This is a genomic window from Amycolatopsis sp. NPDC051106, from assembly GCF_040682775.1.
Classification (GTDB): Bacteria; Actinomycetota; Actinomycetes; order Mycobacteriales; family Pseudonocardiaceae; genus Amycolatopsis.
This window is the reverse complement of record NZ_JBFBBQ010000007.1, coordinates 135,229-159,237: the sequence shown is the minus strand read 5'-3', so window position 1 is coordinate 159,237 and position 24,009 is coordinate 135,229. Positions and strand designations below refer to the sequence as shown.

The window sequence follows — 24,009 nt, the reverse complement described above, 5'->3', positions numbered from 1 at the left end:
TCGGCGAACCTCCAGCGTACCTCCGAACAGGGCCGGGCCGCGGGATGTTCCGGAGTCCGGTCGTCGCGAGGTGGCGCCGCGGTTTCCGGCACCGGCCGCCCCGGGCGTCACTACTGCCCGGGCTTCCGGCCGCACCTGTCCCAACACTCCCGGCCTGGGGAATGTTCCCAGTCCGGGCTCACCCGCTTCCCGTACCCAGAGGGTCGGCTCACGTACCCAGAGGGTCGGGTCGCGTACCCAGACGGTCGGCTCGCCGGCCGACCCTCCAGGTACGCGAGCCGACCGTTCAGGTACGTGAGCCGACCCTCCGGGTACGCGCACCGGCGGAGCCCCCGCACCGCCGGTGGTGGCTCAGTCCTCGTCGGGCTTCGCGTGGTCCGGCTTGCCCGGGTTCGGGTCGCGCGAGAGGTCGATCAGCGGGTGCACGCCCGCCCCCTCGGGAGCCGCGTGGCTACCGGTCGACTTCGGCTCTTCGGCGGGCCGCTCGGCCCCTTCGCTGCTGGTCATCACACACTCCTGGCGACTCTTCCCTGCTTCCCCTTGCAGGCGGAACCTACCCATTACCCGGTCGGGTGACGCAGTGGGATCGGATCGGGCGTTCCGTACGTCACACCGTCGCCGAGGCGCCACGATGGGTGGCGAGCACCGGGCGAGCGGGGAGGAACGAAAGACATGTCGGCCGAGTTCGACCAGCTGCTGGCGGAGTTCGAGCGGTTCGAATCGAGCATCCGGGACGTCGACGACCGGTTCGCCGGCGTCGGCGCGATGCGGCAGGAACTGACGGAGCTGCGCGCGAGCGCGTCCTCGCCGGACGGCGGCGTGACCGTGGTCACCGGCCCCGGTGGCGCGGTCCTCGACGTCACGTTCACCGACGCGGCGCTCGCGAAGGGCCCGCAGGCGCTGTCGGCGACGTTGCTGACGACGCTGCGCGAAGCCGTCGGCGAGGCGGCCCGCCGGCAGGCGGTGCTCGTCCAGCAGCACGTCGGCGACGACCTCGGCCTGGTCGACCAGGTCCTCGAAACCCAGGCCGTCGCGTTCGGAACCACCGTCGAGGAGCTGCGGTCGAAGCTCGCGGAAGGACCGCCGGAGCCGCCGGCCCCGGCCGAGGACTTCTCCGAGGAGCGGGTGCTGCGCCAGGCCGACGCGCCGCCCCCGCCGCAGGCACCTCCCGCGGGCGGGTCCGCCGGCGACACCTTCCTGCGCACCCTGTTCGACGAGGAGGACTGATGCCCGACGGAGCCGGCGGTTACCAGGTGGAGGTCGCCGCGCTGCGCGCGTACGTCGGCGTGCTGGGCAAGTACAAGGACCAGGGCGCGAAGTTCACCGAGAAGGTCGGCCAGGCCGACGTCGGCGACAAGTCGTGGGGCGTCGTGGGCCTGTTCACCAAGCACGGGTACGACGAAACGCTGCACGAGCTGCGCGACCTGCTCGCGTCGATGGCCGAGGGCCTGACGTCGGCGCAGGGCAAGTTCACCGACGCGGCGAACGTCTACCAGGGCACCGAAGACGACCACACGGCCTTCTTCGGGCAGGTCGAGATCCTGCTCGACGGCCCGAAGCAGCCCTGAGGGAGGCACGATGGCGGAGTTCCAGGACGTCGCGAGCGGCGTCGGCGTGAAGAGCGACGACCCGGCGACCGTGCTCGGGGTGAACGTCGAGAACGCGGTCAAGGCGACGCCGTTCGCGGGCAGCGCCGTGACCGTCGGCAAGGACGTCGGCTCCGTGTACCAGGCGGTGACCGCGCCCCACCCCGACGGCGTCGACATCGCGCTCGGCGTGGCGACGATCGCGTCGGACACGACGAGCTTCATCCAGTCCAGCGCGAGCACCATCACCGACATCGCCACCGACCCGCTCGGCTGGCTCGTCGGGCAGGGCCTGAACTTCCTGATCAGCGCGGTCCAGCCGATCCAGGACGCGATCCACTTCGTGAGCGGCGACGGTCCCGCGCTCGCCACCGCGGCCGGCAACTTCGGCGCCATCGCCACCGGGCTGGACGAGCTGGCGAAGAACTTCGCCGCCGTCGCCGACACGTCGCTGGCGGCGTGGAAGGGCGACGCCGGCGACGCGGCGCGCAGGTCGCTCGGCGAGTTCGCGCACGGCATCGCAGGCGTCTCCGCGAAGTCCGGGGACATGGCGCAGATGCTGCAGCTGAGCAGCATGCTGATGAGCTTCGTCGAGGACCTGATCAAGGCGATCCTCACCGAGCTGGCCACCTGGCTGATCATGATCTGGATCCCGGCGCTGGCGGCCGCGGTGCCCACCTGCGGGGCGTCGGTCGCCACCGCGGGCACGGCGTCGGAGGTCAAGCTCGGCACGACCACCGCGAAGACGACGCAGAAGGTGTCGAAGGTCCGCGAGCTCCTGCAGAAGATCCTCGACTGGCTGCGGAAGATGAAGGCCAAGCTCGCGGCCACGAAGCTGGGCCAGGTGTTCGCCGAGGGCAAGACCGCGGACAAGCTGAAGGAGATCGCCGAGGGCAACGCGGGCAAGAGCATGGTCGGCAAGCTCACGGGTGCCGAAGGGATGATCGGCAAGCGGGCCGGGAAGAACGCCTTGTCCGAGATCGCGAAGAAGGGTGGCGAGGCGGCGGCCAAGGGCGTCTTCGGGTTCAACCCGGCCAAGCCCGGCGACAACCCGGCGAAGACGCTGAACGACCACCTCGGGAAGCTCACCAGCCACGTCAAGAACGCCAAGAAGGCAAGCGACTACGGCGAAACCGGCCGGAACCAATCCGACGAAGAGACGCGCGAGGACCTGGACTTCTGATGGCAGGCGTGGTGGCGGTCGTCCTGATCGCGGCGGTGTTCGCGGTGGTCGCGGCGATCTGGTGGCGGTCGCACACGAAGTACGTCGAAGGCCGCAAGGAGCACTGGTTCAAGGCCTTCGCGGCCGAGCGCGGCGGCACGTTCCACAGCGGGGTCGCCGGCGAGCCCGCCCCGGCGCCGACGTTCGGGGTGATCCACTCGACCGGCCGCCCGCTGGCGGAAAGCACCCACACGTCCTGGGTCGAGTTCCGCCACCGCGACCGGCCGGTGATCGCCGTCGACACCCAGGAGCCGTACCGGCACTTCGACGACCACACGTACTTCCGCGACCTCCACATCACGCAGGTGCAGGTGCCGCCGTGCCCGGAACTGCGGATCGCGCCGGGGAAGGCCCTGTCGATGCCGACGCTGCCTCCGGACTCTCCGCTCGAGGGCGAGCTGACCCGGTGGCTGGCCGCGAACCCCCACTTCGCCCAGCGAGACGTCGTCGTGGCGCACGGCTCGGCGCGGACCTGGGCGCAGGGGTGCGCGACCCGGCAGAACATCGTCGCCGAGGCGGGCTACCTCGCCGACCTGGCCGATCGGTTGCCCGCCGCGCTGTGGAGCGTCAACGACGGCGCGTCGTGAGGTGCGTCAAGCCCGCCGACAGCGCGAAAACCAGGCCCAGGCCTACGATGTAGGGCCCCGCCAGCAGCGCGAACCCCGCGCCGATGTTGGCGTCGGCCTGCTCGTCGGACCGGAAGCCGATCGCCCCCACCGACAGCAGGATCGCTCCCACTGTGATCAGCAGGACGGCCACCACAGTCAGGCGCTTCGTGATCGTCGTCATACCTTCATGGTGCCCGGGGCCCGGCCAATTCGCTGGACAGCGGCCCCAGGATGAGGACGTGAACTGGAAGATCACCCAGATCGACGTCGCTCACCCGGACGCCGTCGCGATCATGCGCGAGTACATGGACGAAGTCGCTTCGCGCTACTACGGGCGCCCGATCACCGAGGCCGAACTCACGCAGTACGTCGCCGAGGAACCCGGGACCGACCTCGTGCCGCCCACCGGGGCGTTCCTCATCGGCTACCGCGACGGCGACGTCGCGGGCTGCGCCGGTACCCGCGTCGTCGCGCCCGGGGTCAGCGAGCTGACGAAGGTGTTCGTCAAGCCGGCCCACCGCGGTTCGGGGCTCGCGCCCGAGCTGGTGGCGGCCGCCGAGGACGCCGCCCGGCAGCTCGGGTCGGACCTCATGCGGCTCGACACCCGCCACGACCTCGTCGAGGCTCGCGCTCTCTACGCGAAGAGCGGTTACGCCGAAGTAGAGCCCTTCAACGACGGGCAGTTCGCCGAGCACTGGTTCGCGAAGACCCTCAGCTGACGCAGGCGGCGACCTCGCCCGGCGCCGACTGCTGCGTCTTCACCACCCGGCCGCCTACGGAGACGCGGCATTCGACCGCCCCGCTCCCCTGCCCGAGCAGCTGGATCGACCCGGCCGCCGGCCACGAGAGCACTTTTCGCCACGGCAAGGCGACGTCGAGCTCCTGGTGGACCAGGCCGAGGCCGTTCGAGTCGTAGACGACCGTCGCCGTGCCGGAGCCCGTCAGCTCGTACGTCACCTGGTACCCGGACGGCGCCGGCGGGGTCGAGGTGTACGTCGCCGTCGCCATGATCGTGCGCGGCGGCACCGACGACAGCGACGGCTCCCCCACCACCGCGACCGACGGCGGAGGAGGCGGCGAACCGTTGTCGCCCAGGATGAAGATGCCGGCGGTGACCGCCGCGATGGCGATCACCGCGATGCCGAGCCTGCCGACGAGCTGCCGGTTCATGGGGACTCCCGAGGAAACGGCGGCCCCTCGCCCGAGGGGCCGCCGGAGGGTCAGAAGGAGGGCAGGAGCTTGCCCGGGACGCCGTTGATCGACTGGATCAGGCCGAGCACCGGGACGCCGAGCGGCGCGAACGTCCAGATGTTGTCGAGGCCGCTGGTGTCCGGCTCGTCGACCACGACGACACCGGGGGCGTCGGCCGCGAGAGCCGGCGCGGCCGCGCCGAACAGGGCGGCACCGGCGAGGACCGCGGCACCGGCCGCGCGAGCGAGGTTCTTCTTCATCGTTTCTCTACCTTTCAGGAAACCGCGGTGATCAGGTCGAAGACGGGGGCGAGCAGGTCGACCGGCTGGCCGAGCGGGCCGAGGACACCGCCGAGGTCGACGCCGGGCACGAGCCAGACGGAACCGTCGGTCGGGTCGGCGGACGCCACACCGGCGGCCAGGCCGGTGAACGCCGTCGCCGCGACGAGCGGCAGCAGCACGCGGGCGGCAAGACGCTTCATGCTTTTCCTTTCGTAGCTGGGGTTTTCAGCGGAGAACCGACGTGATGGGCACGATGGTTCCGTCGGGGACCCACTGGCCCGCGTAGTCGCGGTCCATCACCATTCCGGTGGCGTGGGGTTCGGTGGGGTACATCGGCATGGCGTTGACCTGGGCGGCGGCGAAGATCTGCACATCGCCCGCCGACCGGTCGGCGCCCAGCCAGCTCCGGAAACCGCCGAGCGTCGGGCTTTCGCCGCCGAAGCGGTCGCCGACCGCGACGGCGTACCCGACCGCGGTCGCTTCCCGCGGGTCGAACCGCAGCGGCAGCGACGCGCTCGCGACCGCGTTGACGATGGGCCCGTTCAGCAGCCACGGCGCCAGGTAGAGCCCGTACTGGTGGGTGGGTTCGAGGCGCTGCAGCTCGGCGGCCCGCGTCATCGCCGTGTACCCGGCGGCCCAGCCGGAGACGACGACGAGCGCGGTGTCGGGCCCGGGATCAGGCCGCACGGCCAATCCGGCGCGCGCGGCGGTGTCCCGCACCAGTCTCGCCGCCGCGACCCCGCGCGGGGAGTCGTCCTCGACCAGCGTGATCGCGGACGGCTTCCGCCCGGCGAGGAACTCGACGAGCTTGACCAGCGCCCCGGCGTCCTCCGGTGTCAGGGCGTCGGACGGGCACGCCGTCAGGACGTCGGAGCGGCCCGCGACCAGCCCGCCGAGGGCCGCCGACGCGCATTCCGGCGCATCGGCTTCGGTGATCGACGGGCCGGGTGCGCTGCCCGCGTCGACCTCGACGACCGTCGTCGTACCGCCGCGGCGGATCTCCAGGTCGCTGCGGCCGGGCGGCAGGTCGACGTCGGCCCAGGTGCCCTCGGCGCCGGGCCGGGCGACGGCCTTCGTGATGATCCCGCCACGGACGCCGGCGGAGAGGTCGTCGCCCGCGCTCGGCGGGAAGTGGATGATGTTGTGCCCCGGCCGTTGGGGGCTGACCAGCACCGGGAACTCCGGCGCGTCGGCCAGCAGCGGCACGCCGGGCACGGGCAGCGGGGGCGGTGCCGGGATGGCACCGAGCGCACTCCAGGCGAGGAACGCGACGGCGACTCCGGCCGCGCCGAAGCGGTAGGCGCGGGCCCGCAGCACCGCCGCGAGCCCGCTGACCAGGACCGGGACCACCACGACCGCCAGCACCGCGAGGCCGCCGAGCGTGCCGACGAGCCGCCGGTCGAACCCCAGGCCGGAGAGGCCGAACCGCACCGCACCGGCCAGGACCAGCAGGCCCCCGAGGGTGATCGCCAGCGGCCCGGGCCGCACCGCCGCCGTCTCCGGCACCGCCGGGCCGAGCAGCGCGAAACCGAACCACACCGCGGCGCCGGCGACGAACACCGTGCCGACCGCGAACTCGGCACCGGCACCACCGAGCGCGGTCTCCAGCACCAGCAGCGCCAGCAGCGCGACCGACGCCCAGCGAGCGGCCGACGGCCACCGCAGCAGCACCGGCACGGCCACCGCGAGCACGACGTGCGCGGCCAGCGCGACGACGTGGACGTCGGCCGCGAACGCCGAAACCACGGCGAGCAGGGCGGAACACCCGCCGAGGGCGGACAGGGCGAGCTTCGTCCGGCGCGGCACCTCGGTCACCAGCGGAAGCAGCAGGCCGCCGCCCGCGAGCAACGCCGTGGCGAGGAGCAGCGCCAGCCGGATGACCAGGGCCAGTGCGTCCACTGTGGACGAACCGGTGGATGGCGTGTCGTGGTGGTCCATCGGCCCTACCTGATGTCCGCGTCCGCGACCACGAACAGCTCGGAGTGCGGCTTGGCGTTGCCGAAGTCCCCGTGCGGCCACGACTTGCGGTTGAAGTTGATGCCGACCTGCCCGGTGAACTCGTCCCGGAAGTTCTGGTCGACCGCGACCTTCCCGTCCGGCCCGAGGTTCAGCAGGTTGACCTTGTGGTCACCGTCCAAACCGGACCGTGCGACGAAGTAGTTCGACACCGCGAGGTGCTGCGGCGACGTGGTTTCGTGGTAGAAGCCGTCGCTGCCGAGCGCCCAGTTGTCGTAGGCGCCCCAGTGCGGGCCCGCGCCCGGCGTGCCGGGGTTGATCGGGGCCGCGCCGACGACGGTCGGCAGGTCGCCGCCCCCGCCCTGCTGCGCCTTCGCCTTGGTGTCGACCCGGCCCTGGATGTCCTCGATCCGGTCGCCGGCGTTGACCAGCTTCTGGATGTCGAGGACGTAGACGCCGCCGGTGGTGCCGGGGTCGTCGGCCGAGAGGGTGCCCTTCTGCCGCCCGACGATCGCGCGGTAGAGGTACTTGTCGTCCGGGCTGGTCTGGATCCAGCCACCGTTGGAGCTGGCACCGTTCGAGTCGTTGTTGGCGTAGATGGACTTGTTGGCGGCGCCGTCGTCGAACACCTCGATCCAGTGCGGCTCGGCCGCGGTGATGTCCGGCGTGTAGAACACCGCGCCGCCCTGCATGGTCTGGGCGAACGCGCCCTTGTGCCCCGGCAGGTTCGTCACCGTGGTCTCCATGACCGCGCGGCTCTCGGCGTGCAGCGGGTCGGCGGGATCGGCGCGCGGGCCGTCCTGCAGGTACGACACCGACTTCAGCTTCGGGTGGTTGCGGTCGGAGATGTCCCAGGTCCGCACGGTCGGCCGCCGCAAGTACGGCGACGGCTGCTTCACCGGGTCGAGGATGATGTTGCGCGGCTCGGCGTAGTCGCTGGTGACGAGCGTGTTCAGGTCCTCGCGGGCCTGGATGCCGTGCGGGTTGGCGCAGGTCGGCTTGCCCAGCTGCGGCAGGTTGTCGCAGAGCTTTTGGTTGTCGCCCTGCGGGGTGGCCGCCGGGGACTCCGACAGGACTTCGGCGTTCTGTCCGAAGTGGACGACCTCGCCGGGGCTGCCCGCGAAGCCGTTGCCGATCTGGGTGGAGCCGTCGGCGTAGGAGTGCGGGCCGGGGACGACCGGGCCGCCCATGTACGTGCCGTACGCGGTGCCGTCCTTCAGGACCCAGTAGGCGTCCGGGACGCTCCCGCCCAGCGTGTTCGTCGGCAGGCTGACGCCCTTGAGCTTCAGCTGCGGCAGCGCGCTGACGTCGAAGGCGTACGTCGCCGCGGCGAACAGCGCGCCCGCGTAGATGGTGTCGCCCCGGTGCCACACGTACTGCATGTGGTGCGGCTCGTTCTCGACCAGCGGGCCGACGGTGGCGGTGTTGACGACCTTGCCGTAGGTCGGCGAACCCTGCGTCGCGTCGATCACGGCGAGGAAGTCCGGGCCCGGCAAGGCGTTCTTGATCTTGTTGAGCCCACCGCCGAGGGTGCCCGGCAGGTTCTTGACGTCCTTGACGAGCGTGTCGGCGATGTTCTCGTCACCGGCCCAGACGAGCAGCCACTTCTTCGGCGTGCCGCTCGCGGAACGGGCGAGATCCTTGGACACCAGGTGGTTCTGCACCCAGTACTGCTTGCCGTCGGACGCCGTCTTCGCGTCGGTGACGGTCTGGACGTCGGCGTAGGCGCCGGTGGACGAGCCGGTGTACGTGACGGCGCCGGCCGCGAGAGCGAGCGCGGCGGCGCCGGTCACCACCTTTCGCCACCGGCCCGGGCGCGACGGGGTTGAGCGCATGGTTCTCCCTGTTCTCTTCTCACGGACGAAACCGTTGGCCTGCAACGGAAAGAGGACGTCAGCTGACTCGAACGGGATATTCGCGCCAAGCGGGCAAAGGGTCCAGCCGTGATCAAAGAATGAGAACCGCCCCGAACGGGTCAATCTCCCACCAAGTGGGCCGATTTGACGAGATCCGCTGCGCCGAATGGGTGAGTAGTAGAACTAGACCAATCGGCGGTGTCACGGTTGGTCACAATGACGCAGCCCCCGCGCCTGAACGCCGGGGCTGCGAGTTACGTATTCGTTATGAAGTGGCGGGAACTCCGGTCAGAGTTTGCTGCCGCAGTCCGAGCAGAACAGCGCGCCGGGCTTGTTGCTCTCGCTTCCGCAGCCGCCGCAGCGGACCTTGAGCGCCAGCGACGTCCCGCACGACGAGCAGAACTTCCCGCCCTCGGCCTTCAGGCCGCAGCCCGGGCAGGTCACCTTCGCCCGGGTGCCGAGGTCCAGGTCGGACGTCCAGTCCTTCTCGCGGGCCTTGTCCCAGATCTGGTCGCGCTGCGCCGACGCCTGCGCGCGCGAGATTTCCTCGGCGACGCTCGGCGAGCAGCGCAGGCACTGGCCGATCTCCTCGTTCCAGCACTGGTCGTGGCACATCCAGTCGCCGCAGCCGCGGCACTGGCGGAAGCTCGGGGTGATCTCCTTGACCGCCGCCGTCAGCGCGCGGTCCTTCGCGGGCGAGTTGGTCGCGCGGTCGTAGCGCCACTGGTCGGCCGAGTTGCTCAGGTCCCGCAGCGTCCCGCCGAAGAACGAGCCGACCGTGCGAAGCACGCTTCGCCCGGTTTCCATGGTGTCGCGCTGGAACGCGGAGCGGAAACCGTTCCCGCAGCGTTCGCAGCGGAACTCGAACTGGTACCCCTGCGTGTTGGAGAGGTCCGAGAAGTTGTCCGTGAAGGGCACAGAGTCAGCCACGGCCCATCTTCGCCAGCGCGCCGCCGCCGCGGCGACGAGAGATTTGCCGACAACGACGCGGCTACCGGCCGTCACGGGATGCCAGCAGGGCCAACGGAAGCAGCGCCAGCACGCCGCCGACGACCGCGACGAGCGCGTACCCGCCGCCGGCGAACAGCTGTCCTGACCCCAAACCGGCCAAAGCGGACGCGGACCAGACCACGGCGTCCACCGTGCCCTGCACCCGGCTGCGCGTCTCCGGCGCGAGGTCGCGGCTCAGCTGCGCGCTGCCGCCGACGAACACCAGGTTCCAGCCGTACCCCAGCAGGAACAACGCGACCGGCAGGCCGGACGTGTGCGCCGTCGGTGCCGCGAGCGCGGTCGCCGACGCCAGCGCCAGGACCCCGAGGCCCGCGTTGATCGCGACGCGCGGGCCCCAGCGGTCGGCGATCCGGCCGGACAGCGGCGCCAGCGCGAACATGCCGAACAGGTGCGCGCTCAGCACCCAGCCGACGACGTCGAGACCGTGGCCGTGGTTCTCCAGCTGCAGCGGCGTCATCGTCATCACCGCGACCATCGTCAGCTGGGCGGCGACCATCGCGACCAGCGGCCGCACGACGCCGGCCGCCCGCACCGGCGCGACCGCGGTCACCGGCTTCTCGCGTGGGAGCGGGACGTGCCGCGGGAGGAACGCGGCCGCCAGCGCGGCACCCGCCGTGGCCAGTACCGCGACCGCGACCGGCCCGGACAGCGACGGCCAGCCGAACCCGGTGGCGACGTCCGCCGCCGGGGCCATCAGCGCCGGCCCGGCGAGCGCGCCGACCGTCCCGGCCCACACGACGTTCGACAACGCGCGGCCCCGGCGGTCCTCCGGGTAGAGGTCCGCGGCCAGGTAACGCGACAGCTGCGCGCCGCCGTTGCCGAGGCCGACCAGCAGGATGCCGAGCAGGAGCGGCACGAGCGACGTCGTCAGCGCGCCGGCGAACGCGATCAGCGCCCCGGCCGCGGCGACGCCGTAGCCGACGGCCAGCACCCGGCGGCGGCCGTGGCCCGGCAGCAGCAGCCCCGCGCCGAACGCCCCGGCGGCGGTGCCGAGCACGTTCGCGACGCTCGGCAATCCACTCCAGCCCGGCCCGCTGCCCGCGGCGACGATCAGCGTCGCCGCGGTGCTCAGGCCGACCGTGGCCGTGTTGAGCAGTGCCACGCCGGCGAACAGCGCGCCCATCGACCGAGCTCGGCCGGTCACCGTCAAAGTCCCCATGACCAGCAACTTTAGGAACTCCCAGCCTACTTTCGAAGGGGCGATCAACGGCAAATGCGTCGCCCCGCCCGCTCTTCGGAAGGAAGATGGGGGCCATGACCTTCCGTTCGGAAAAGCCCCTGGACGACGTCGACTGGCGGCTGCTGGAGCTGCTGCAGGCCGACGGGAGACTGTCGTTCAAGGAGCTGGGCCGGCGCATCAACCTCTCGGCGCCGGCGGTCGCCGAGCGGGTGCGGCGGCTGGAGGAGACCGGCGTGATCACCGGCTACCGCGCGCAGGTCGACGCGCGGCGCGCGGGCCAGCCGCTGCAGGCGTTCGTCGAGATGCGGTGCGCACTCAGCAGCTGCCTGCTGAAGACGTCGAAGGCCGAGGACTACCCGGAGGTCGTCGAGATCCATCGCCTCTCCGGCGACCACTGCACGATGCTGAAGATCCGCGCGGCCTCGCTCGAGCACTTCGAGGGTCTGCTGGAGCGGCTCGGCAAGCACGGCGAGCTGCGGTCGACGGTGGTGCTGTCGACGCAGTTCGAGGGACGGCCGGTGCAGCCGCCGACGGAGGACTTCCTGCGCGCGACGACGTCGCAAGGCTGGGTTTCCCCCTGAGCGGCGGCTGATCGCGCGGCGGTTACCTGCTAGAGGAGAGGGATGCCGATTCTCCGTCGCGCGCTCGCCGTCCTCCTCGCCGTCTTCGTCGGGGTCACCGTGCCCGGCACGGCCCAGGCGACCGCCGCACCCCGTGACTTCGTGGCGCTGTCCGACGTCGCGCCGTCGATCCTCCAGGACATCCGCTACGCCACCCGGCACAACTTCGTCGGCCGGCGCATCGACGGCTACCTCGAGCCCACCTGCATCCTGACTCGGCAGGCCGCCGAAGGCCTGCGCCGGGTCCAGGCCCGGTTGCGGAAGCAGGGCTACACCCTCAAGGTCTACGACTGCTACCGCCCGCAGCGCGCGGTCGACCACTTCGTGCGGTGGGCGAAGGACCTCGCCGACGAGAAGATGAAGGCCGAGTTCTACCCGAACGTCGCCAAGGACCGGCTGTTCGAGGAGGGGTACATCGCCGAGAAGTCCGGCCACAGCCGCGGCAGCACCATGGACCTGACCGTCGTGAAGCTCCCGCCGCGGTTCCAGCGCCCGTACTTCCCCGGCGAACCGCTCGAGCCGTGCTTCGCGCCGCGGAACCAGCGCTTCCCCGACAACACGGTCGACATGGGCACCGGCTACGACTGCTTCGATCCGCTCGCCCACACCGACAACCCGGCGATCACCGGCGTCGCGCGGCAGAACCGCGACCTGCTGCGGGACACGATGATCGGCGCCGGCTTCCACAACCTGCCCGAGGAGTGGTGGCACTACACCCTCGACAACGAGCCGTTCCCGGACACCTACTTCGACTTCCCGGTGTCGCGCCGCGACGTTCGCTGACCCGAAAGCGCCCCGGTCCACTGTGGACCGGGGCGCTGCCCGTCACCGCGGGGTTGACCGGCACCTCAGGCTGCGGGGCGTCCCCCTCTTCGGCGGCGATCCGGTACGCGTAGTGGTTCGCCGGCGGACCCTGGACCTCGATGCCCGTCGGGTTCTCGTACTTCGTCTTCCAGCCCGACGGCGTCAGGAAGTACAGCCGGTATTCGGGCCCGGGCGCCACGTCCTCGAAGAGGAAGTGCCGGTTCTCGTCACTGCTCTGCCGGCCAGTGACCGGGCAGTGCCGGTCGGACACCAGCACGACCTCGGTGCCGGCCACCCCCCGCGTCACCTCGCCCCGGTCGTCCACGACTCCGATGGCGCCCTCGACGACAGCCTTGCCGCCGGGCACGGCGGCTTCGACGCGGGCGTCCACGTGGTTGTCGAGGTCGACTTCGCTGTACCCGAAGTCGTAGGCAGCCACCACCTTGCCGCGGTCGAGGGACGCCTGCGGCACCGTCTCGGACACGTCGAAGGTGCGCGTTTCGCCCGCGGCGATCGTCACGCCGCGGTTCCACACGAGGTCGCCCCAGCCGGGACCGGTCCCGTTCAGCAGGTAGCCGTCACCGATGCGGTTGCACGCGGCCACGATGCCGATGAGCGGGGTAGAGCCCGAGTTGGCCAGCGTCACGGTGAGGTGCGCCAGTTCGCCGGGCTGGTAGCTGTCCTGGGTGAAAGCCATCGACACCGCCAGCGCGCCGTTCAACGGCGGCGCGCCGCGGACGAGCAGGTCCGGGGTGCCCGGGTCAATCCGGACGGCCTTCCACGGGATCAGCCAGCCGTCGACGACCTCACCGCCGAGGGTATAATCCCCCGCCGAGACGTCGAAGCTGAACTTCCCGGCGGCGTCACTCGTGGCCGTGTAGGTGCCGTTGCCGTGGACGTACCACAGGGTGAGCGTGGCGCCGGGCAGCTGTTCGCCCGCATCGAGCGCGCCGTTGCCGTTCCCGTCGCCGTACACGACACCCGCCGCGTGGCCGCGCACCCGGATGATCGGCACGCTGGAGTCGAACGTCCCGACCCCGAACCCGGTCTCGTCGTACACGTGGCCCCGCACCGCGGTGGTGGTCTGCTCGGGATCGCGGACGTGCCCGGAACGGCCAGCCCGAAGCTCTGACCGGGCTTGTCGAAGGTGACCGAAACACCGATCCGGTCCCGCTGAAACGCGCAAAGCCCCCGAATCGCGCAGAACCGCCTCACTGTAACCAGAGCGGGTAAAAGAGAAACAGCCTCCGCGGCCGATTGGCCGCTTCCGGACACACGGGAAAGGCCCCCGCCGGAAACCCGGCAGGGGCCTTTCTCGTGACTCAGCTTCAGCGGAAGTCGCGGCCGAAGTCGTAGTCGTCCAGCGGAACCGCGGCACCGGTGCCCGTACCGAACACGTCCGGGGTGTAGTAGCCGTCGTCGTAGGACGGGATCGCGTACGCCGCGACCCGGGCCTCTTCCGTCGGCTGCACCTGGATGTTGCGGTACTTGTTGATGCCCGTACCGGCCGGGATCAGCTTACCGATGATCACGTTCTCCTTGAGGCCCACGAGCCGGTCCGAGCGGCCGTTGATGGCCGCGTCGGTCAGGACGCGCGTGGTCTCCTGGAACGACGCCGCCGACAGCCACGAGTCCGTGGTGAGCGACGCCTTCGTGATCCCCATCAGCACCGGACGGCCCGAAGCCGGCTCGCCGCCCTCGGCGACCGACGCGCGGTTCGTCGCCTCGAACTTGGTCCGCTCGGGCAGCTCGCCCGGCAGGAAGTCCGTGCCACCGGAGTCGATGACCGTCACCCGGCGCAGCATCTGCCGGACGATGACCTCGATGTGCTTGTCGTGGATCGACACACCCTGCGCCCGGTACACCTTCTGGACCTCGTCCGTCAGGTGCATCTGCGCCTCGCGCGGCCCCATGACCCGCAGGACCTCGTGCGGGTCCGGCGTGCCCTCGAGCAGCTGCTGGCCGACGTTGACGTGGTCGCCGTCGCCCAGCGGGCCGTTCGGGGTGTTCGCGAGCCGCTGACGCTTGGACAGCTTGTCGAAGACGATCTCTTCGCCGCCGTCGTCCGGGATCAGCGTGATCTTCCAGAACCGCTCGCTCTCCTCGATGCGCACGCGGCCATCGACGTCGGCGATCGGCGCCTTGCCCTTCGGGACACGAGCTTCGAAGAGCTCCTGCACACGGGGCAGACCCGTCGTGATGTCGTCACCGGCGACACCACCCTGGTGGAACGTACGCATCGTCAGCTGCGTACCCGGCTCACCGATCGACTGGGCCGCGACGATACCCACGGCCTCGCCGACGTCGACGAGCTGACCGGTCGCCATCGAGCGGCCGTAGCAGGTCGCGCAGATGCCGACGGCCGACTCGCAGGTCAGCACCGAGCGGACCTTGACCTTCGAGATGCCGCTCGAGAGCAGCTTGTCGATGGCCGGGTCGCCGATGTCGTCGCCCGCGTTCAGCACGACGTTGCCCTTGGCGTCCACCGCGTCCGTCGCGAGGTTCCGCGCGTACACGGAGGTCTCGACGTGCTGGTCGCGCAGGACCTTGCCGTCGCCGATGTCCTCGCCGATCGGCATCATGATGCCGCGGGTGGTGCCGCAGTCGACCTCGCGGACGATGACGTCCTGCGAGACGTCCACCAGACGCCGGGTCAGGTAACCCGAGTCCGCGGTCCGCAGCGCCGTGTCCGCCAGGCCCTTCCGGGCACCGTGCGTCGCGATGAAGTACTCCGCCACCGACAGGCCCTCACGGAAGTTGGCCTTGATCGGACGCGGGATGTACTCACCCTTCGGGTTCGACACCAGGCCACGCATGCCGGCCAGCGACCGGACCTGCGTCATGTTGCCCGCCGCGCCCGACTTCACGATCATGGCGATCGGGTTGTCGTCCGGCAGCGCCGTCTCCATGATCTTGTGGACCTCTTCGGTGGCCTGCGTCCACACCTTGACGAGCTCGTTGTTGCGCTCGGTGTGCGACAGCTGACCACGCTGGTAGCGCTTCTCCACCTGGGAGGCCTTGCCCTCGTACTCGTCGAGGATGGCGGCCTTGCCCACCGGGGTGAGCACGTCCGAGATGGCGACGGTGACGCCCGAGCGGGTCGCCCAGTAGAACCCGGCGTCCTTCAGGCGGTCCAGGGTCTGCGCGACCTGGGTCATCGAGTACCGCTCGGCGAGGTCGTTCACGATCGCGGCCTGCCGCTTCTTCGGCATCGGCTCGTTGATGAACGGGTAGTCCGCCGGCAGCAGCTCGTTGAACAGCACGCGGCCCAGGGTCGTCTCGGCCAGCCACGCCTTGCCCGGCTCCCAGCCCTTCTCCGCGAGCGCCGCTTCGTCGGCCTTGGCCGGCTGGCGGTCGGTGATGCGGATCTTGACCGGGGCGTGCAGGCTCAGCGCCTTGAGGTCGAAGGCCATGATGGCCTCGGCCGTCGACGAGTACGCGTTGCCCGCGCCCGCGGCGTTTTCGGTGAGGCGGGTCAGGTGGAACAGACCCGTCACCATGTCCAGCCGCGGCATGGCGAGCGGACGGCCCGACGCCGGCGACAGGATGTTGTTCGCCGACAGCATCAGGATCCGGGCCTCGGCCTGCGCCTCGGCCGACAGCGGCAGGTGCACCGCCATCTGGTCACCGTCGAAGTCCGCGTTGAACGCCTCGCAGACCAGCGGGTGCAGCTGGATGGCCTTGCCCTCGACCAGCTGCGGCTCGAAGGCCTGGATACCGAGGCGGTGCAGCGTCGGCGCGCGGTTCAGCATCACCGGGTGCCCGGTGATGACCTCTTCCAGCACGTCCCACACCTGCGGCCGCGAGCGCTCCACCATCCGCTTGGCGGACTTGATGTTCTGCGCGTGGTTCAGGTCGACCAGCCGCTTCATGACGAACGGCTTGAACAGCTCGAGCGCCATGTCCTTCGGCAGGCCGCACTGGTGCAGCTTCAGCTGCGGGCCGACGATGATGACCGAACGGCCCGAGTAGTCGACGCGCTTGCCGAGCAGGTTCTGGCGGAACCGGCCCTGCTTGCCCTTGAGGAGGTCGGACAGCGACTTCAGCGGCCGGTTGCCCGGGCCGGTGACCGGACGCCCGCGGCGGCCGTTGTCGAACAGCGCGTCGACGGCCTCCTGCAGCATCCGCTTCTCGTTGTTGACGATGATCTCGGGCGCGCCGAGGTCGATCAGCCGCTTGAGGCGGTTGTTCCGGTTGATGACCCGGCGGTACAGGTCGTTCAGGTCGGAGGTCGCGAAGCGGCCACCGTCCAGCTGCACCATCGGGCGCAGGTCCGGCGGGATGACCGGGACGGCGTCCAGCACCATGCCGCGCGGGTCGTTGCCGGTGGCCTGGAACGCCGCGACGACCTTGAGCCGCTTCAGCGCGCGGAGCTTCTTCTGCCCCTTGCCGTTGCGGATCGTGTCGCGCAGGTTGTCGGCCTCGGCCGCGACGTCGAACTCGGTGGCCAGCTTCTGGATGGCCTCCGCGCCCATGCCGCCGGTGAAGTACTCGCCGTAGCGGTCGACCAGCTCGCGGTAGAGCAGCTCGTCGGCGATCAGCTGGCGGGTGTCGAGCTTCGTGAAGGTCGTCCAGACCTCCTCGAGGCGGTCCAGCTCGCGACCGGCGCGGTCACGCAGCTGGCGCATCTCGCGCTCGCCGCCCTCCTTGACCTTGCGGCGGACGTCGGACTTGGCGCCCTCCGCCTCCAGCTCGGCCAGGTCGGCTTCCAGCTTCTGCGCGCGAGCCTCGATGTCCGCGTCACGCTTGGTCTCGAGGTTCTTGCGCTCGACGCCGATCTCGTTCTCGAGGGTCGGCAGGTCGTTGTGGCGCAGCTCCGTGTTCACGCCCGTGATGACGTAAGCAGCGAAGTAGATGATCTTCTCGAGGTCCTTCGGCGCCAGGTCCAGCAGGTAGCCGAGGCGCGAGGGAACACCCTTGAAGTACCAGATGTGGGTGACCGGGGCGGCCAGCTCGATGTGGCCCATCCGCTCGCGGCGCACCTTCGCGCGGGTCACCTCGACGCCGCAGCGCTCACAGATGATGCCCTTGAAGCGAACGCGCTTGTACTTGCCGCAGTAGCACTCCCAGTCCCGGGTCGGACCGAAGATCTTCTCGCAGAAGAGGCCGTCCTTCTCGGGCTTGAGCGTCCGGTAGTTGATGGTCTCCGGCTTCTTGACCTCGCCGTACGACCACTGACGGATATCGTCGGCCGTGGCGAGACCAATGCGGAGCTCATCGAAGAAGTTGACGTCCAGCACGTCTAGATCCCCTTGGGGTTGTTTCGGCTAGAGGGGGTTGGCGGGCGAGCTGGGCCCCGCGGGAGGTGGGGCCCAGCTCAGCACGCGATCAGTGCACGACGTCGTCCACCGAGGGCGACTCGTTGCGGGACAGGTTGATGCCGAGATTGGCCGCGGCGCGCTCGAGGTCCTCGTCGTCGGAGTCGCGCATCTCGATCGAGGAGCCGTCGCTGGAGAGCACCTCGACGTTGAGGCACAGCGACTGGAGCTCCTTGAGGAGCACCTTGAACGACTCCGGGATGCCCGGCTCGGGGATGTTCTCCCCCTTGACGATGGCCTCGTACACCTTGACGCGGCCGACCACGTCGTCCGACTTGATCGTCAGCAGCTCCTGCAGCGTGTAGGCAGCGCCGTACGCCTGCATCGCCCAGCACTCCATCTCACCGAAGCGCTGGCCACCGAACTGCGCCTTACCACCCAGCGGCTGCTGCGTGATCATCGAGTACGGGCCGGTGGAGCGGGCGTGGATCTTGTCGTCGACCAGGTGGTGCAGCTTCAGGATGTACATGTAGCCGACGGCGACCGGGTACGGGTACGGCTCGCCGGAGCGGCCGTCGAGCAGCGTGGCCTTGCCGTTCTCCTTGACCATGCGCTCGCCGTCGCGGTTCGGCTTGGTCGCCCCGAGCAGCCCGGTGAGCTCCTCTTCCTTCGCGCCGTCGAACACCGGGGTCGCGGTGTTCGTGCCGGGCGCGACGTCGTAGAGCTCCTCGTTGAGGTTCTTCGCCCAGTCCGGGTTGCCTTCGATCGTCCAGCCCTGCGACGCCAGCCAGCCCAGGTGCAGCTCGAGGATCTGGCCGATGTTCATCCGTCGCGGCACACCGTGCGTGTTCAGGATGATGTCGACGGGCGTGCCGTCCTCCATGAACGGCATGTCCTCGACCGGCAGGATCTTGCCGATGACACCCTTGTTCCCGTGCCGGCCGGCGAGCTTGTCGCCCGGCTGGATCTTGCGCTTCTGGGCCACGTAGACGCGGACCAGCTCGTTCACGCCCGGGGGCAGCTCGTCGTCGTCCTCGCGCGAGAACACGCGGATGCCGATGACCTTGCCGGTCTCGCCGTGCGGCACCTTCAGCGAGGTGTCGCGGACTTCGCGGGCCTTCTCGCCGAAGATCGCGCGGAGCAGGCGCTCTTCCGGCGTCAGCTCGGTCTCGCCCTTCGGCGTGACCTTGCCGACCAGGATGTCGCCGTCGCGGACCTCGGCACCGATGCGGATGATGCCGCGCTCGTCGAGGTCAGCGAGCACCTCCTCGGAGACGTTCGGGATGTCCCGGGTGATCTCCTCGGCGCCCAGCTTCGTGTCGCGGGCGTCGATCTCGTGCTCCTCGATGTGGATCGACGTCAAGACGTCGTCCTGCACCAGGCGCTCCGAGAGGATGATCGCGTCCTCGTAGTTGTGGCCCTCCCACGGCATGACCGCGACGAGCAGGTTCTTGCCGAGCGCCATCTCACCGTTCTCGGTGGACGGGCCGTCGGCGATGACCTGGCCCTGCTCGACCCGGTCGCCCTCGTTGACGATCGGGCGGTGGTTGAAGCAGGTGCCGTGGTTCGAGCGGCGGAACTTGTACAGTCCGTAGCTCTTCCGCGTGCCGTCGTCGTGCATGATCGTGATCAGGTCCGCCGAGAGCTCCTCGACGACACCGGCCTGCTCGGCGACCAGCACGTCACCGGCGTCGACCGCGGCGCGCAGCTCCACACCCGTGCCCACGTACGGGGCCTGGTTGCGCAGCAGCGGCACGGCCTGGCGCTGCATGTTCGCACCCATCAGGGCGCGGTTCGCGTCGTCGTGCTCGAGGAACGGGATCATCGCCGTCGCGACCGAGACCATCTGCCGCGGCGAGACGTCCATGTAGTCGATGTCGAGCGGGTCGATCAGCTCGACCTCGCCGCCCTTGCGGCGGGCCATGACCCGGTCTTCGACGAAGGTGCCGTCGTCCGAGATCGGCGCGTTGGCCTGGGCCTTGACGTACCGGTCCTCTTCGTCCGCGGTCAGGTAGTCGACCTGGTCGGTGACCCGGCCTTCGACGACCTTGCGGTACGGCGTCTCGATGAAGCCGAACGGGTTGACCCGCGCGTAGGAGCAGAGCGAGCCGATCAGGCCGATGTTCGGGCCTTCCGGCGTCTCGATCGGGCACATCCGGCCGTAGTGCGACGGGTGGACGTCCCGGACCTCCATGCCAGCGCGCTCACGGGACAGACCACCCGGGCCGAGGGCCGACAGACGACGCTTGTGCGTCAGGCCCGACAGCGGGTTGTTCTGGTCCATGAACTGCGACAGCTGCGAGGTGCCGAAGAACTCCTTGATCGCCGCGCCGATCGGGCGGATGTTGATCAGGGTCTGCGGCGTGATCGCCTCGACGTCCTGCGTGGTCATGCGCTCACGCACGACGCGCTCGGTGCGGGACAGGCCGACCCGGATCTGGTTCTGGATCAGCTCGCCGACCGTGCGCAGGCGCCGGTTGCCGAAGTGGTCGATGTCGTCGGTCTCGACCGGGATCTCGGTGCCGTTCGCCGCGACCACCTTGTCCTCGCCGGCGTGCAGCCGGACCAGGTACTCGATGGTGGTGACGATGTCCTCTTCGGTCAGCGTCCCGGTGTCGTACGGCGTGTCGAGGCCCAGCTTCTTGTTGACCTTGTACCGGCCGACCTTGGCCAGGTCGTAGCGCTTCGCCTTGAAGAACAGGTTCTCCAGCAGGGTCTGCGCGCTCTCCTTCGTGGGCGGCTCGCCCGGGCGCAGCTTGCGGTAGATGTCGAGCAGCGCCTCGTCGGTGCCGGCCGTGTGGTCCTTCTCGAGGGTCGCCAGCAGCGTCTCCGAGAAGGAGAAGCGCTCGCGGATCGCCTCGGTGGTCCAGCCCAGGGCCTTCAGCAGCACGGTGACCGGCTGGCGGCGCTTGCGGTCGATGCGGACGCCGACGGTGTCGCGCTTGTCGACGTCGAACTCGAGCCACGCACCGCGGCTCGGGATCACGCGGACGCTGAAGACGTCCTTGTCGGTCGTCTTGTCGACGTCCTTCGAGTAGTAGACGCCGGGCGAGCGGACCAGCTGGGACACGACGACACGCTCGGTGCCGTTGATGATGAACGTGCCCTTGTCGGTCATGACCGGGAAGTCGCCCAGGAAGACCGTCTGGCTCTTGATCTCGCCGGTGTTGTTGTTGACGAACTCGGCCGTGACGAACAGCGGCGCGGCGTACGTCATGTCCTTGTCCTTGCACTCCTCGATCGAGGCCTTGACCTCGTCGAAGCGCGGAGCGGAGAAGGACAGGGACATCGAACCGGAGAAGTCCTCGATCGGGGAGATCTCGTTCAGGACCTCTTCGAGGCCGCCGACCGGGTTTTCTTCACCTTCTTCGACACGGCGTTCGAACCACGCTTCGTCCCCGGTGAACCACTGGAACGACTGGATCTGGACGTCGAGCAGGTTGGGAGTGTTGAGCGGTTCGCGAATCTTTGCGAAGGAAACCCGCTTGGGCGCGCCGGGGATTCCCGTGGACTCCGAGCGAGATTCAGCCGAGGTGGTCGCAGCAGTGGCCTGGTTCGCGGGAGAGACTGCCAAGATGCGTCCTTCCGGGGACAATGAGCGGTGACGGCCGCCATAGCAACAGCTATGAGCGACTGTCAAGGGTGCCGTGTGCCCACTATCCTAACTACCGGCTCCGGGCAGCCTGAAAGAGGGCAGCGCAAAGAGGCAGTCTAGCCCGAACGGCGCGGTCTGTCCAGGGGGCGCTCCCGATGGGGCCCAGCCTGCCTCGCGACGTCTTCAGGTATGCCTCCAGGCGAGCCGGTTGTCCCTCCCGCAAGGGCCGCCGGTTTCGCCGTTCGGGAGTAAGCGTGAACCCACCGGGCCCGAGAGTCAAGATGCCACACGGGGGTCCCGCCGGTTGGCGCAGCGTTGAAGAAGGTCAGCGGAGCGTGAGCGGCCGAATAGTGTTCCAGCTACTGGCCGGTAGCGCCAGTAGCAGGGGGTGGACCTGGGTGTTTACCCCGTTTCGACCCTGGCGGGAGGTGTGCTCCAGGCCACTTCGGACGGCACCGGTTCCGCCGTTGGCGGCGTGTCGCGGAGGTTTTCGGTAACCGGCCGGGGCGGGCTTCGGGGGTGTCACACGGGCATCAGGTGTCGCAGGCGTACCGCGCCCGGTGGGGCCGCCGCTGGCGCTCGGCGGGCCCGCTGGAGGGGGCTGCCGGGCCACGCCGCTCACGCGGGCGCGAGAGGCGGCTTGGGTCAGCCGTCCGCGGGGCGCCGGTGGGCCTCCGCCGGACGTGGAGCGCTGCGGGGCCCGCGTGAGCGGGCCGGGCGAACTGGCCGGGCGAGATAGCCGCTCACGCTCCGGATGCCGCCGGACGCGGGCCGGTGGCCGATGGCCTCCGCCCACCGCGGAGCGCTGCGGGCCCGCGTGAGCGGGCCGGGCGGGCCAGCCAGGCGAGGTCGCCGCGCACCCTCCGAACGCCGTGAATGACCCATTCATGTCCTGGGACGCCGTGAATGACTCATTCACGGCATCATCGCCGAACGCGGACCGGTGGCCTCCACCGGACGCGGAGCGCCGCGGGCCCGCGTGAGCGGGCCGGGCGAGCCGGGCGAGCGGGCCAGGTGAGCCGGGCGGGGCGGGCCAGGCCAACCGGCCAGGCGAGATCACCGCGCACCCTCCGAACGCAGTGAATGACCCATTCATGTCCTGGGACGCCGTGAATGACTCATTCACGGCATCGCCGCCGGACGCGACCGCGTCCCGCGACCCCGATCGAGGTGGCGGGCCGCGGCCGGCAGAGCGCTACTTCGTCGGCGAGGGGGACGCCGGCGGGGCCGAGGACGCCGGTGCCTGGGTGGCCGCCGGGACCTTGGGCGCGTTGTACGTGTCCATGTCCGTGATCTTCCACTTGTCGCCCTGGAGCTGGGCGTTCAGGTGGAGCTGGGCGGTGCCCGCGGTCGTCTTCTTCGTGTCCGTGCGGGTCGAGGTCTGGTCGACGAAGACCATCACCTTCGCCAGGTCGCCGTTGAGCATGATGACCGCCGCGCGCGTCACCTTGCACGTCACGATCATCTTCTGCGCCGGCGCGAGCCGCTTCACCTCGCCCATCAGCGAGTTGTACTTGTTCTTGACGTCGTCGTTGGCGAGCAGGTCGTTCGCCGCGTCCTCGGTCTTCTTGATGTTGTTGAAGTCGTAGGAGAACAGCGCCTCGGCCGCCTTCGACACGGCGTCCTTGACCTGGGCCGTCTTCGCGACGTCCAGCAGCGCGGTGTTGCTGGTCGCCTGCGACACGGCGACCTCCTCGGACTTGAACCAGAACGCCAGGCCGCCCAGGACCAGCGCGACGAGCACCAGCGCGCCCGCGACCACGTACGGCTTCTGGACCTGCGAGACAGCGGGCTTCGCCGGTTCCGCCGAAGCCACCGGGACCTCGGACTCGTCCGTCGGCTTCGCGATGCCCGTGTCGCGCTTCTTCCGCCGCGGGGCCGGCTTCGCCGGGGCCTCGTCGTCGACCGGCTCGGCTTCGGGCTCGCCGGTGAGCGCGTCGACCTTCGGCTCGTCCTCGACCGCCGCGAACACCTGCGTGTCCTCGGCCGACGGCGCCGTGTCGAGCTGCCCGCTCGCGGCTTCGAACGACTCGGCGGGCTTGGCGACCGGCCGCGGCATCGGACGCGGTGCCGGGCGGGGCCGCGGCTTGGCCGGGACCGCGGGGAGCCGGCCGGTCCGCTCGGCGGCGGACTCGTCCGCCGGAGGCTTGCGCAGACCGGCCACGCGGGGCCGGCGCGACGGCGGAGTGGGCGGCTGGCGGCGGGAGGGGGGCACTACGAGCTCCTTCTCGGTGACGCTACTGGCCGGCCGCGACGAGCGGGACGCTGTCGATGCCGGACAGCTTCCAGTCTTCGCCCACGCGGGTCATCGACACCTCGAGGCGCAGCGGCTTCGCGCTGCTCTTGTCCCCCTGGGTGACGGTCGTGGCGATGGCGGCGAGGAAGCTGGCCTTGCCTTCGTGGTCGTCCAGCTCCTCGACGGCGATGTCCTGGACGTCCGTGGTGACCTTCGTCTTCGCGTCGGCGAGCGCCTTGCGGAACGTCGGCGCCGACTGGTCGATCTGCTGCGACATCTTGTCGTCCGACACGGACTTCTGCCGGGCGAAGAAGCCGTCGAGGTCGGTGTAGTCGACCTCGGTGTAGGCCTTCAGCGCGTTCGTGCCCGCCTTGACCACGGCCTCGCGCGACGCCGCCAGGTCGGCGTTGTCGTCGTTCGCCGCCATCCACCACTGGACGCCGAAGATCGCCGCCGCGATCAGCGCGGCCAGGGCCAGCGCCGCGGCGCCGAGCACCAGGATCCGCGAGGACGGCTCCTTCGGCGTCTCGCCGGCCGCAGATGCCGCTTCGGGCTCCTTGACCGCCACGTCGGCCGGCTCGTCCGAACTCATAGCACTCCAGGGT

20 protein-coding genes are annotated in these 24,009 nt (G+C 70.1%); 7 read left to right on the top strand and 13 right to left on the bottom strand.

The window, feature by feature from the left end; all coding sequences use genetic code 11:
* Positions 1–351: 351 nt before the first annotated feature.
* Positions 352–507 (bottom strand): hypothetical protein, encoded by a 156-nt coding sequence (locus tag AB0M83_RS08560; RefSeq protein WP_364514454.1) that lies wholly within the window; start codon positions 505–507, stop codon positions 352–354.
* Between the two features lie 165 nt (positions 508–672).
* On the opposite strand from AB0M83_RS08560, the gene AB0M83_RS08555 reads away from it, so the two are divergent.
* From AB0M83_RS08555 to AB0M83_RS08540, 4 genes are read left to right on the top strand one after another with little or no spacing between them, the layout of a single operon-like run.
* A complete protein-coding gene (locus tag AB0M83_RS08555; RefSeq protein WP_364514451.1) occupies positions 673–1,227 on the top strand; it encodes a YbaB/EbfC family nucleoid-associated protein in 555 nt (184 codons plus the stop codon).
* Entirely contained in the window at positions 1,227–1,568 is a 342-nt protein-coding gene (locus AB0M83_RS08550; protein WP_364514449.1) for a hypothetical protein, read from the top strand. Before AB0M83_RS08555 ends, AB0M83_RS08550 begins: the two co-directional genes overlap by 1 nt.
* A gap of 10 nt (positions 1,569–1,578) precedes the next feature.
* Positions 1,579–2,769 (top strand): hypothetical protein, encoded by a 1,191-nt coding sequence (locus AB0M83_RS08545; protein ID WP_364514446.1) that lies wholly within the window; start codon positions 1,579–1,581, stop codon positions 2,767–2,769.
* Complete coding sequence (locus AB0M83_RS08540; protein WP_364514443.1) at positions 2,769–3,395, top strand: hypothetical protein; 627 nt, start codon at positions 2,769–2,771, stop codon at positions 3,393–3,395. Before AB0M83_RS08545 ends, AB0M83_RS08540 begins: the two co-directional genes overlap by 1 nt.
* Here AB0M83_RS08540 and AB0M83_RS08535 read toward each other — a convergent pair.
* Positions 3,376–3,597, bottom strand: coding sequence for a hypothetical protein (locus AB0M83_RS08535; protein ID WP_284745377.1), 222 nt, complete (start codon positions 3,595–3,597; stop codon positions 3,376–3,378). The two genes, AB0M83_RS08540 and AB0M83_RS08535, sit on opposite strands and share 20 nt — an antisense overlap.
* A gap of 58 nt (positions 3,598–3,655) precedes the next feature.
* Between AB0M83_RS08535 and AB0M83_RS08530 the strand changes: the two genes are divergently transcribed.
* Positions 3,656–4,135: a GNAT family N-acetyltransferase gene (locus AB0M83_RS08530; protein ID WP_364514440.1), complete on the top strand. Its 480-nt coding sequence runs from the start codon at positions 3,656–3,658 to the stop codon at positions 4,133–4,135.
* Here AB0M83_RS08530 and AB0M83_RS08525 read toward each other — a convergent pair.
* The 7 genes from AB0M83_RS08525 to AB0M83_RS08495 form a co-directional block, all read right to left on the bottom strand.
* Positions 4,128–4,586 (bottom strand): hypothetical protein, encoded by a 459-nt coding sequence (locus tag AB0M83_RS08525; protein WP_364514437.1) that lies wholly within the window; start codon positions 4,584–4,586, stop codon positions 4,128–4,130. The two genes, AB0M83_RS08530 and AB0M83_RS08525, sit on opposite strands and share 8 nt — an antisense overlap.
* Before the next feature lie 50 nt (positions 4,587–4,636).
* Positions 4,637–4,867: a hypothetical protein gene (locus AB0M83_RS08520; protein ID WP_364514435.1), complete on the bottom strand. Its 231-nt coding sequence runs from the start codon at positions 4,865–4,867 to the stop codon at positions 4,637–4,639.
* Positions 4,868–4,881: 14 nt separating this feature from the next.
* Positions 4,882–5,088 carry a hypothetical protein gene (locus tag AB0M83_RS08515; protein ID WP_086857720.1) on the bottom strand — a complete coding sequence of 69 codons (207 nt, stop codon included), beginning with the start codon at positions 5,086–5,088 and terminating at the stop codon, positions 4,882–4,884.
* 25 nt (positions 5,089–5,113) lie between these two features.
* Positions 5,114–6,826 (bottom strand): hypothetical protein, encoded by a 1,713-nt coding sequence (locus AB0M83_RS08510; protein WP_364514432.1) that lies wholly within the window; start codon positions 6,824–6,826, stop codon positions 5,114–5,116.
* Between the two features lie 5 nt (positions 6,827–6,831).
* A complete protein-coding gene (locus AB0M83_RS08505; protein ID WP_364514430.1) occupies positions 6,832–8,679 on the bottom strand; it encodes a hypothetical protein in 1,848 nt (615 codons plus the stop codon).
* Between the two features lie 309 nt (positions 8,680–8,988).
* A complete protein-coding gene (locus AB0M83_RS08500; RefSeq protein WP_364514427.1) occupies positions 8,989–9,630 on the bottom strand; it encodes a zinc ribbon domain-containing protein in 642 nt (213 codons plus the stop codon).
* A 61-nt stretch (positions 9,631–9,691) separates the two neighbouring features.
* The gene (locus AB0M83_RS08495; RefSeq protein ID WP_364514424.1) at positions 9,692–10,870 is read right to left on the bottom strand and encodes an MFS transporter; all 1,179 of its coding nucleotides are present in this window, start codon (positions 10,868–10,870) and stop codon (positions 9,692–9,694) included.
* 95 nt (positions 10,871–10,965) lie between these two features.
* Between AB0M83_RS08495 and AB0M83_RS08490 the strand changes: the two genes are divergently transcribed.
* A complete protein-coding gene (locus AB0M83_RS08490) occupies positions 10,966–11,472 on the top strand; it encodes an Lrp/AsnC family transcriptional regulator (protein WP_364514421.1) in 507 nt (168 codons plus the stop codon).
* A gap of 42 nt (positions 11,473–11,514) precedes the next feature.
* Complete coding sequence (locus AB0M83_RS08485; RefSeq protein WP_364514418.1) at positions 11,515–12,294, top strand: M15 family metallopeptidase; 780 nt, start codon at positions 11,515–11,517, stop codon at positions 12,292–12,294.
* A gap of 1,349 nt (positions 12,295–13,643) precedes the next feature.
* Here the strand turns inward: AB0M83_RS08485 and AB0M83_RS08480 are convergent.
* The 4 genes from AB0M83_RS08480 to AB0M83_RS08465 form a co-directional block, all read right to left on the bottom strand.
* Positions 13,644–17,555 carry a DNA-directed RNA polymerase subunit beta' gene (locus AB0M83_RS08480; RefSeq protein ID WP_364514415.1) on the bottom strand — a complete coding sequence of 1,304 codons (3,912 nt, stop codon included), beginning with the start codon at positions 17,553–17,555 and terminating at the stop codon, positions 13,644–13,646.
* A gap of 88 nt (positions 17,556–17,643) precedes the next feature.
* A complete protein-coding gene (locus tag AB0M83_RS08475) occupies positions 17,644–21,147 on the bottom strand; it encodes a DNA-directed RNA polymerase subunit beta (RefSeq protein ID WP_364514413.1) in 3,504 nt (1,167 codons plus the stop codon).
* A gap of 1,216 nt (positions 21,148–22,363) precedes the next feature.
* A complete protein-coding gene (locus AB0M83_RS08470) occupies positions 22,364–23,332 on the bottom strand; it encodes a hypothetical protein (RefSeq protein ID WP_364514576.1) in 969 nt (322 codons plus the stop codon).
* Between the two features lie 73 nt (positions 23,333–23,405).
* Positions 23,406–23,996, bottom strand: a complete 591-nt coding sequence (locus AB0M83_RS08465) for a hypothetical protein (protein WP_364514411.1) — start codon at positions 23,994–23,996, stop codon at positions 23,406–23,408.
* Positions 23,997–24,009 lie beyond the last annotated feature (13 nt).

Coding starts and splice junctions, on each gene's coding strand:
- AB0M83_RS08560 (WP_364514454.1), bottom strand. CDS start 507: ATGACCAGCAGCGAAGGGGCCGAGCGGCCCGCCGAAGAGCCGAAGTCG.
- AB0M83_RS08555 (WP_364514451.1), top strand. CDS start 673: ATGTCGGCCGAGTTCGACCAGCTGCTGGCGGAGTTCGAGCGGTTCGAA.
- AB0M83_RS08550 (WP_364514449.1), top strand. CDS start 1,227: ATGCCCGACGGAGCCGGCGGTTACCAGGTGGAGGTCGCCGCGCTGCGC.
- AB0M83_RS08545 (WP_364514446.1), top strand. CDS start 1,579: ATGGCGGAGTTCCAGGACGTCGCGAGCGGCGTCGGCGTGAAGAGCGAC.
- AB0M83_RS08540 (WP_364514443.1), top strand. CDS start 2,769: ATGGCAGGCGTGGTGGCGGTCGTCCTGATCGCGGCGGTGTTCGCGGTG.
- AB0M83_RS08535 (WP_284745377.1), bottom strand. CDS start 3,597: ATGACGACGATCACGAAGCGCCTGACTGTGGTGGCCGTCCTGCTGATC.
- AB0M83_RS08525 (WP_364514437.1), bottom strand. CDS start 4,586: ATGAACCGGCAGCTCGTCGGCAGGCTCGGCATCGCGGTGATCGCCATC.
- AB0M83_RS08520 (WP_364514435.1), bottom strand. CDS start 4,867: ATGAAGAAGAACCTCGCTCGCGCGGCCGGTGCCGCGGTCCTCGCCGGT.
- AB0M83_RS08515 (WP_086857720.1), bottom strand. CDS start 5,088: ATGAAGCGTCTTGCCGCCCGCGTGCTGCTGCCGCTCGTCGCGGCGACG.
- AB0M83_RS08510 (WP_364514432.1), bottom strand. CDS start 6,826: ATGGACCACCACGACACGCCATCCACCGGTTCGTCCACAGTGGACGCA.
- AB0M83_RS08505 (WP_364514430.1), bottom strand. CDS start 8,679: ATGCGCTCAACCCCGTCGCGCCCGGGCCGGTGGCGAAAGGTGGTGACC.
- AB0M83_RS08495 (WP_364514424.1), bottom strand. CDS start 10,870: ATGGGGACTTTGACGGTGACCGGCCGAGCTCGGTCGATGGGCGCGCTG.
- AB0M83_RS08490 (WP_364514421.1), top strand. CDS start 10,966: ATGACCTTCCGTTCGGAAAAGCCCCTGGACGACGTCGACTGGCGGCTG.
- AB0M83_RS08485 (WP_364514418.1), top strand. CDS start 11,515: ATGCCGATTCTCCGTCGCGCGCTCGCCGTCCTCCTCGCCGTCTTCGTC.
- AB0M83_RS08465 (WP_364514411.1), bottom strand. CDS start 23,996: ATGAGTTCGGACGAGCCGGCCGACGTGGCGGTCAAGGAGCCCGAAGCG.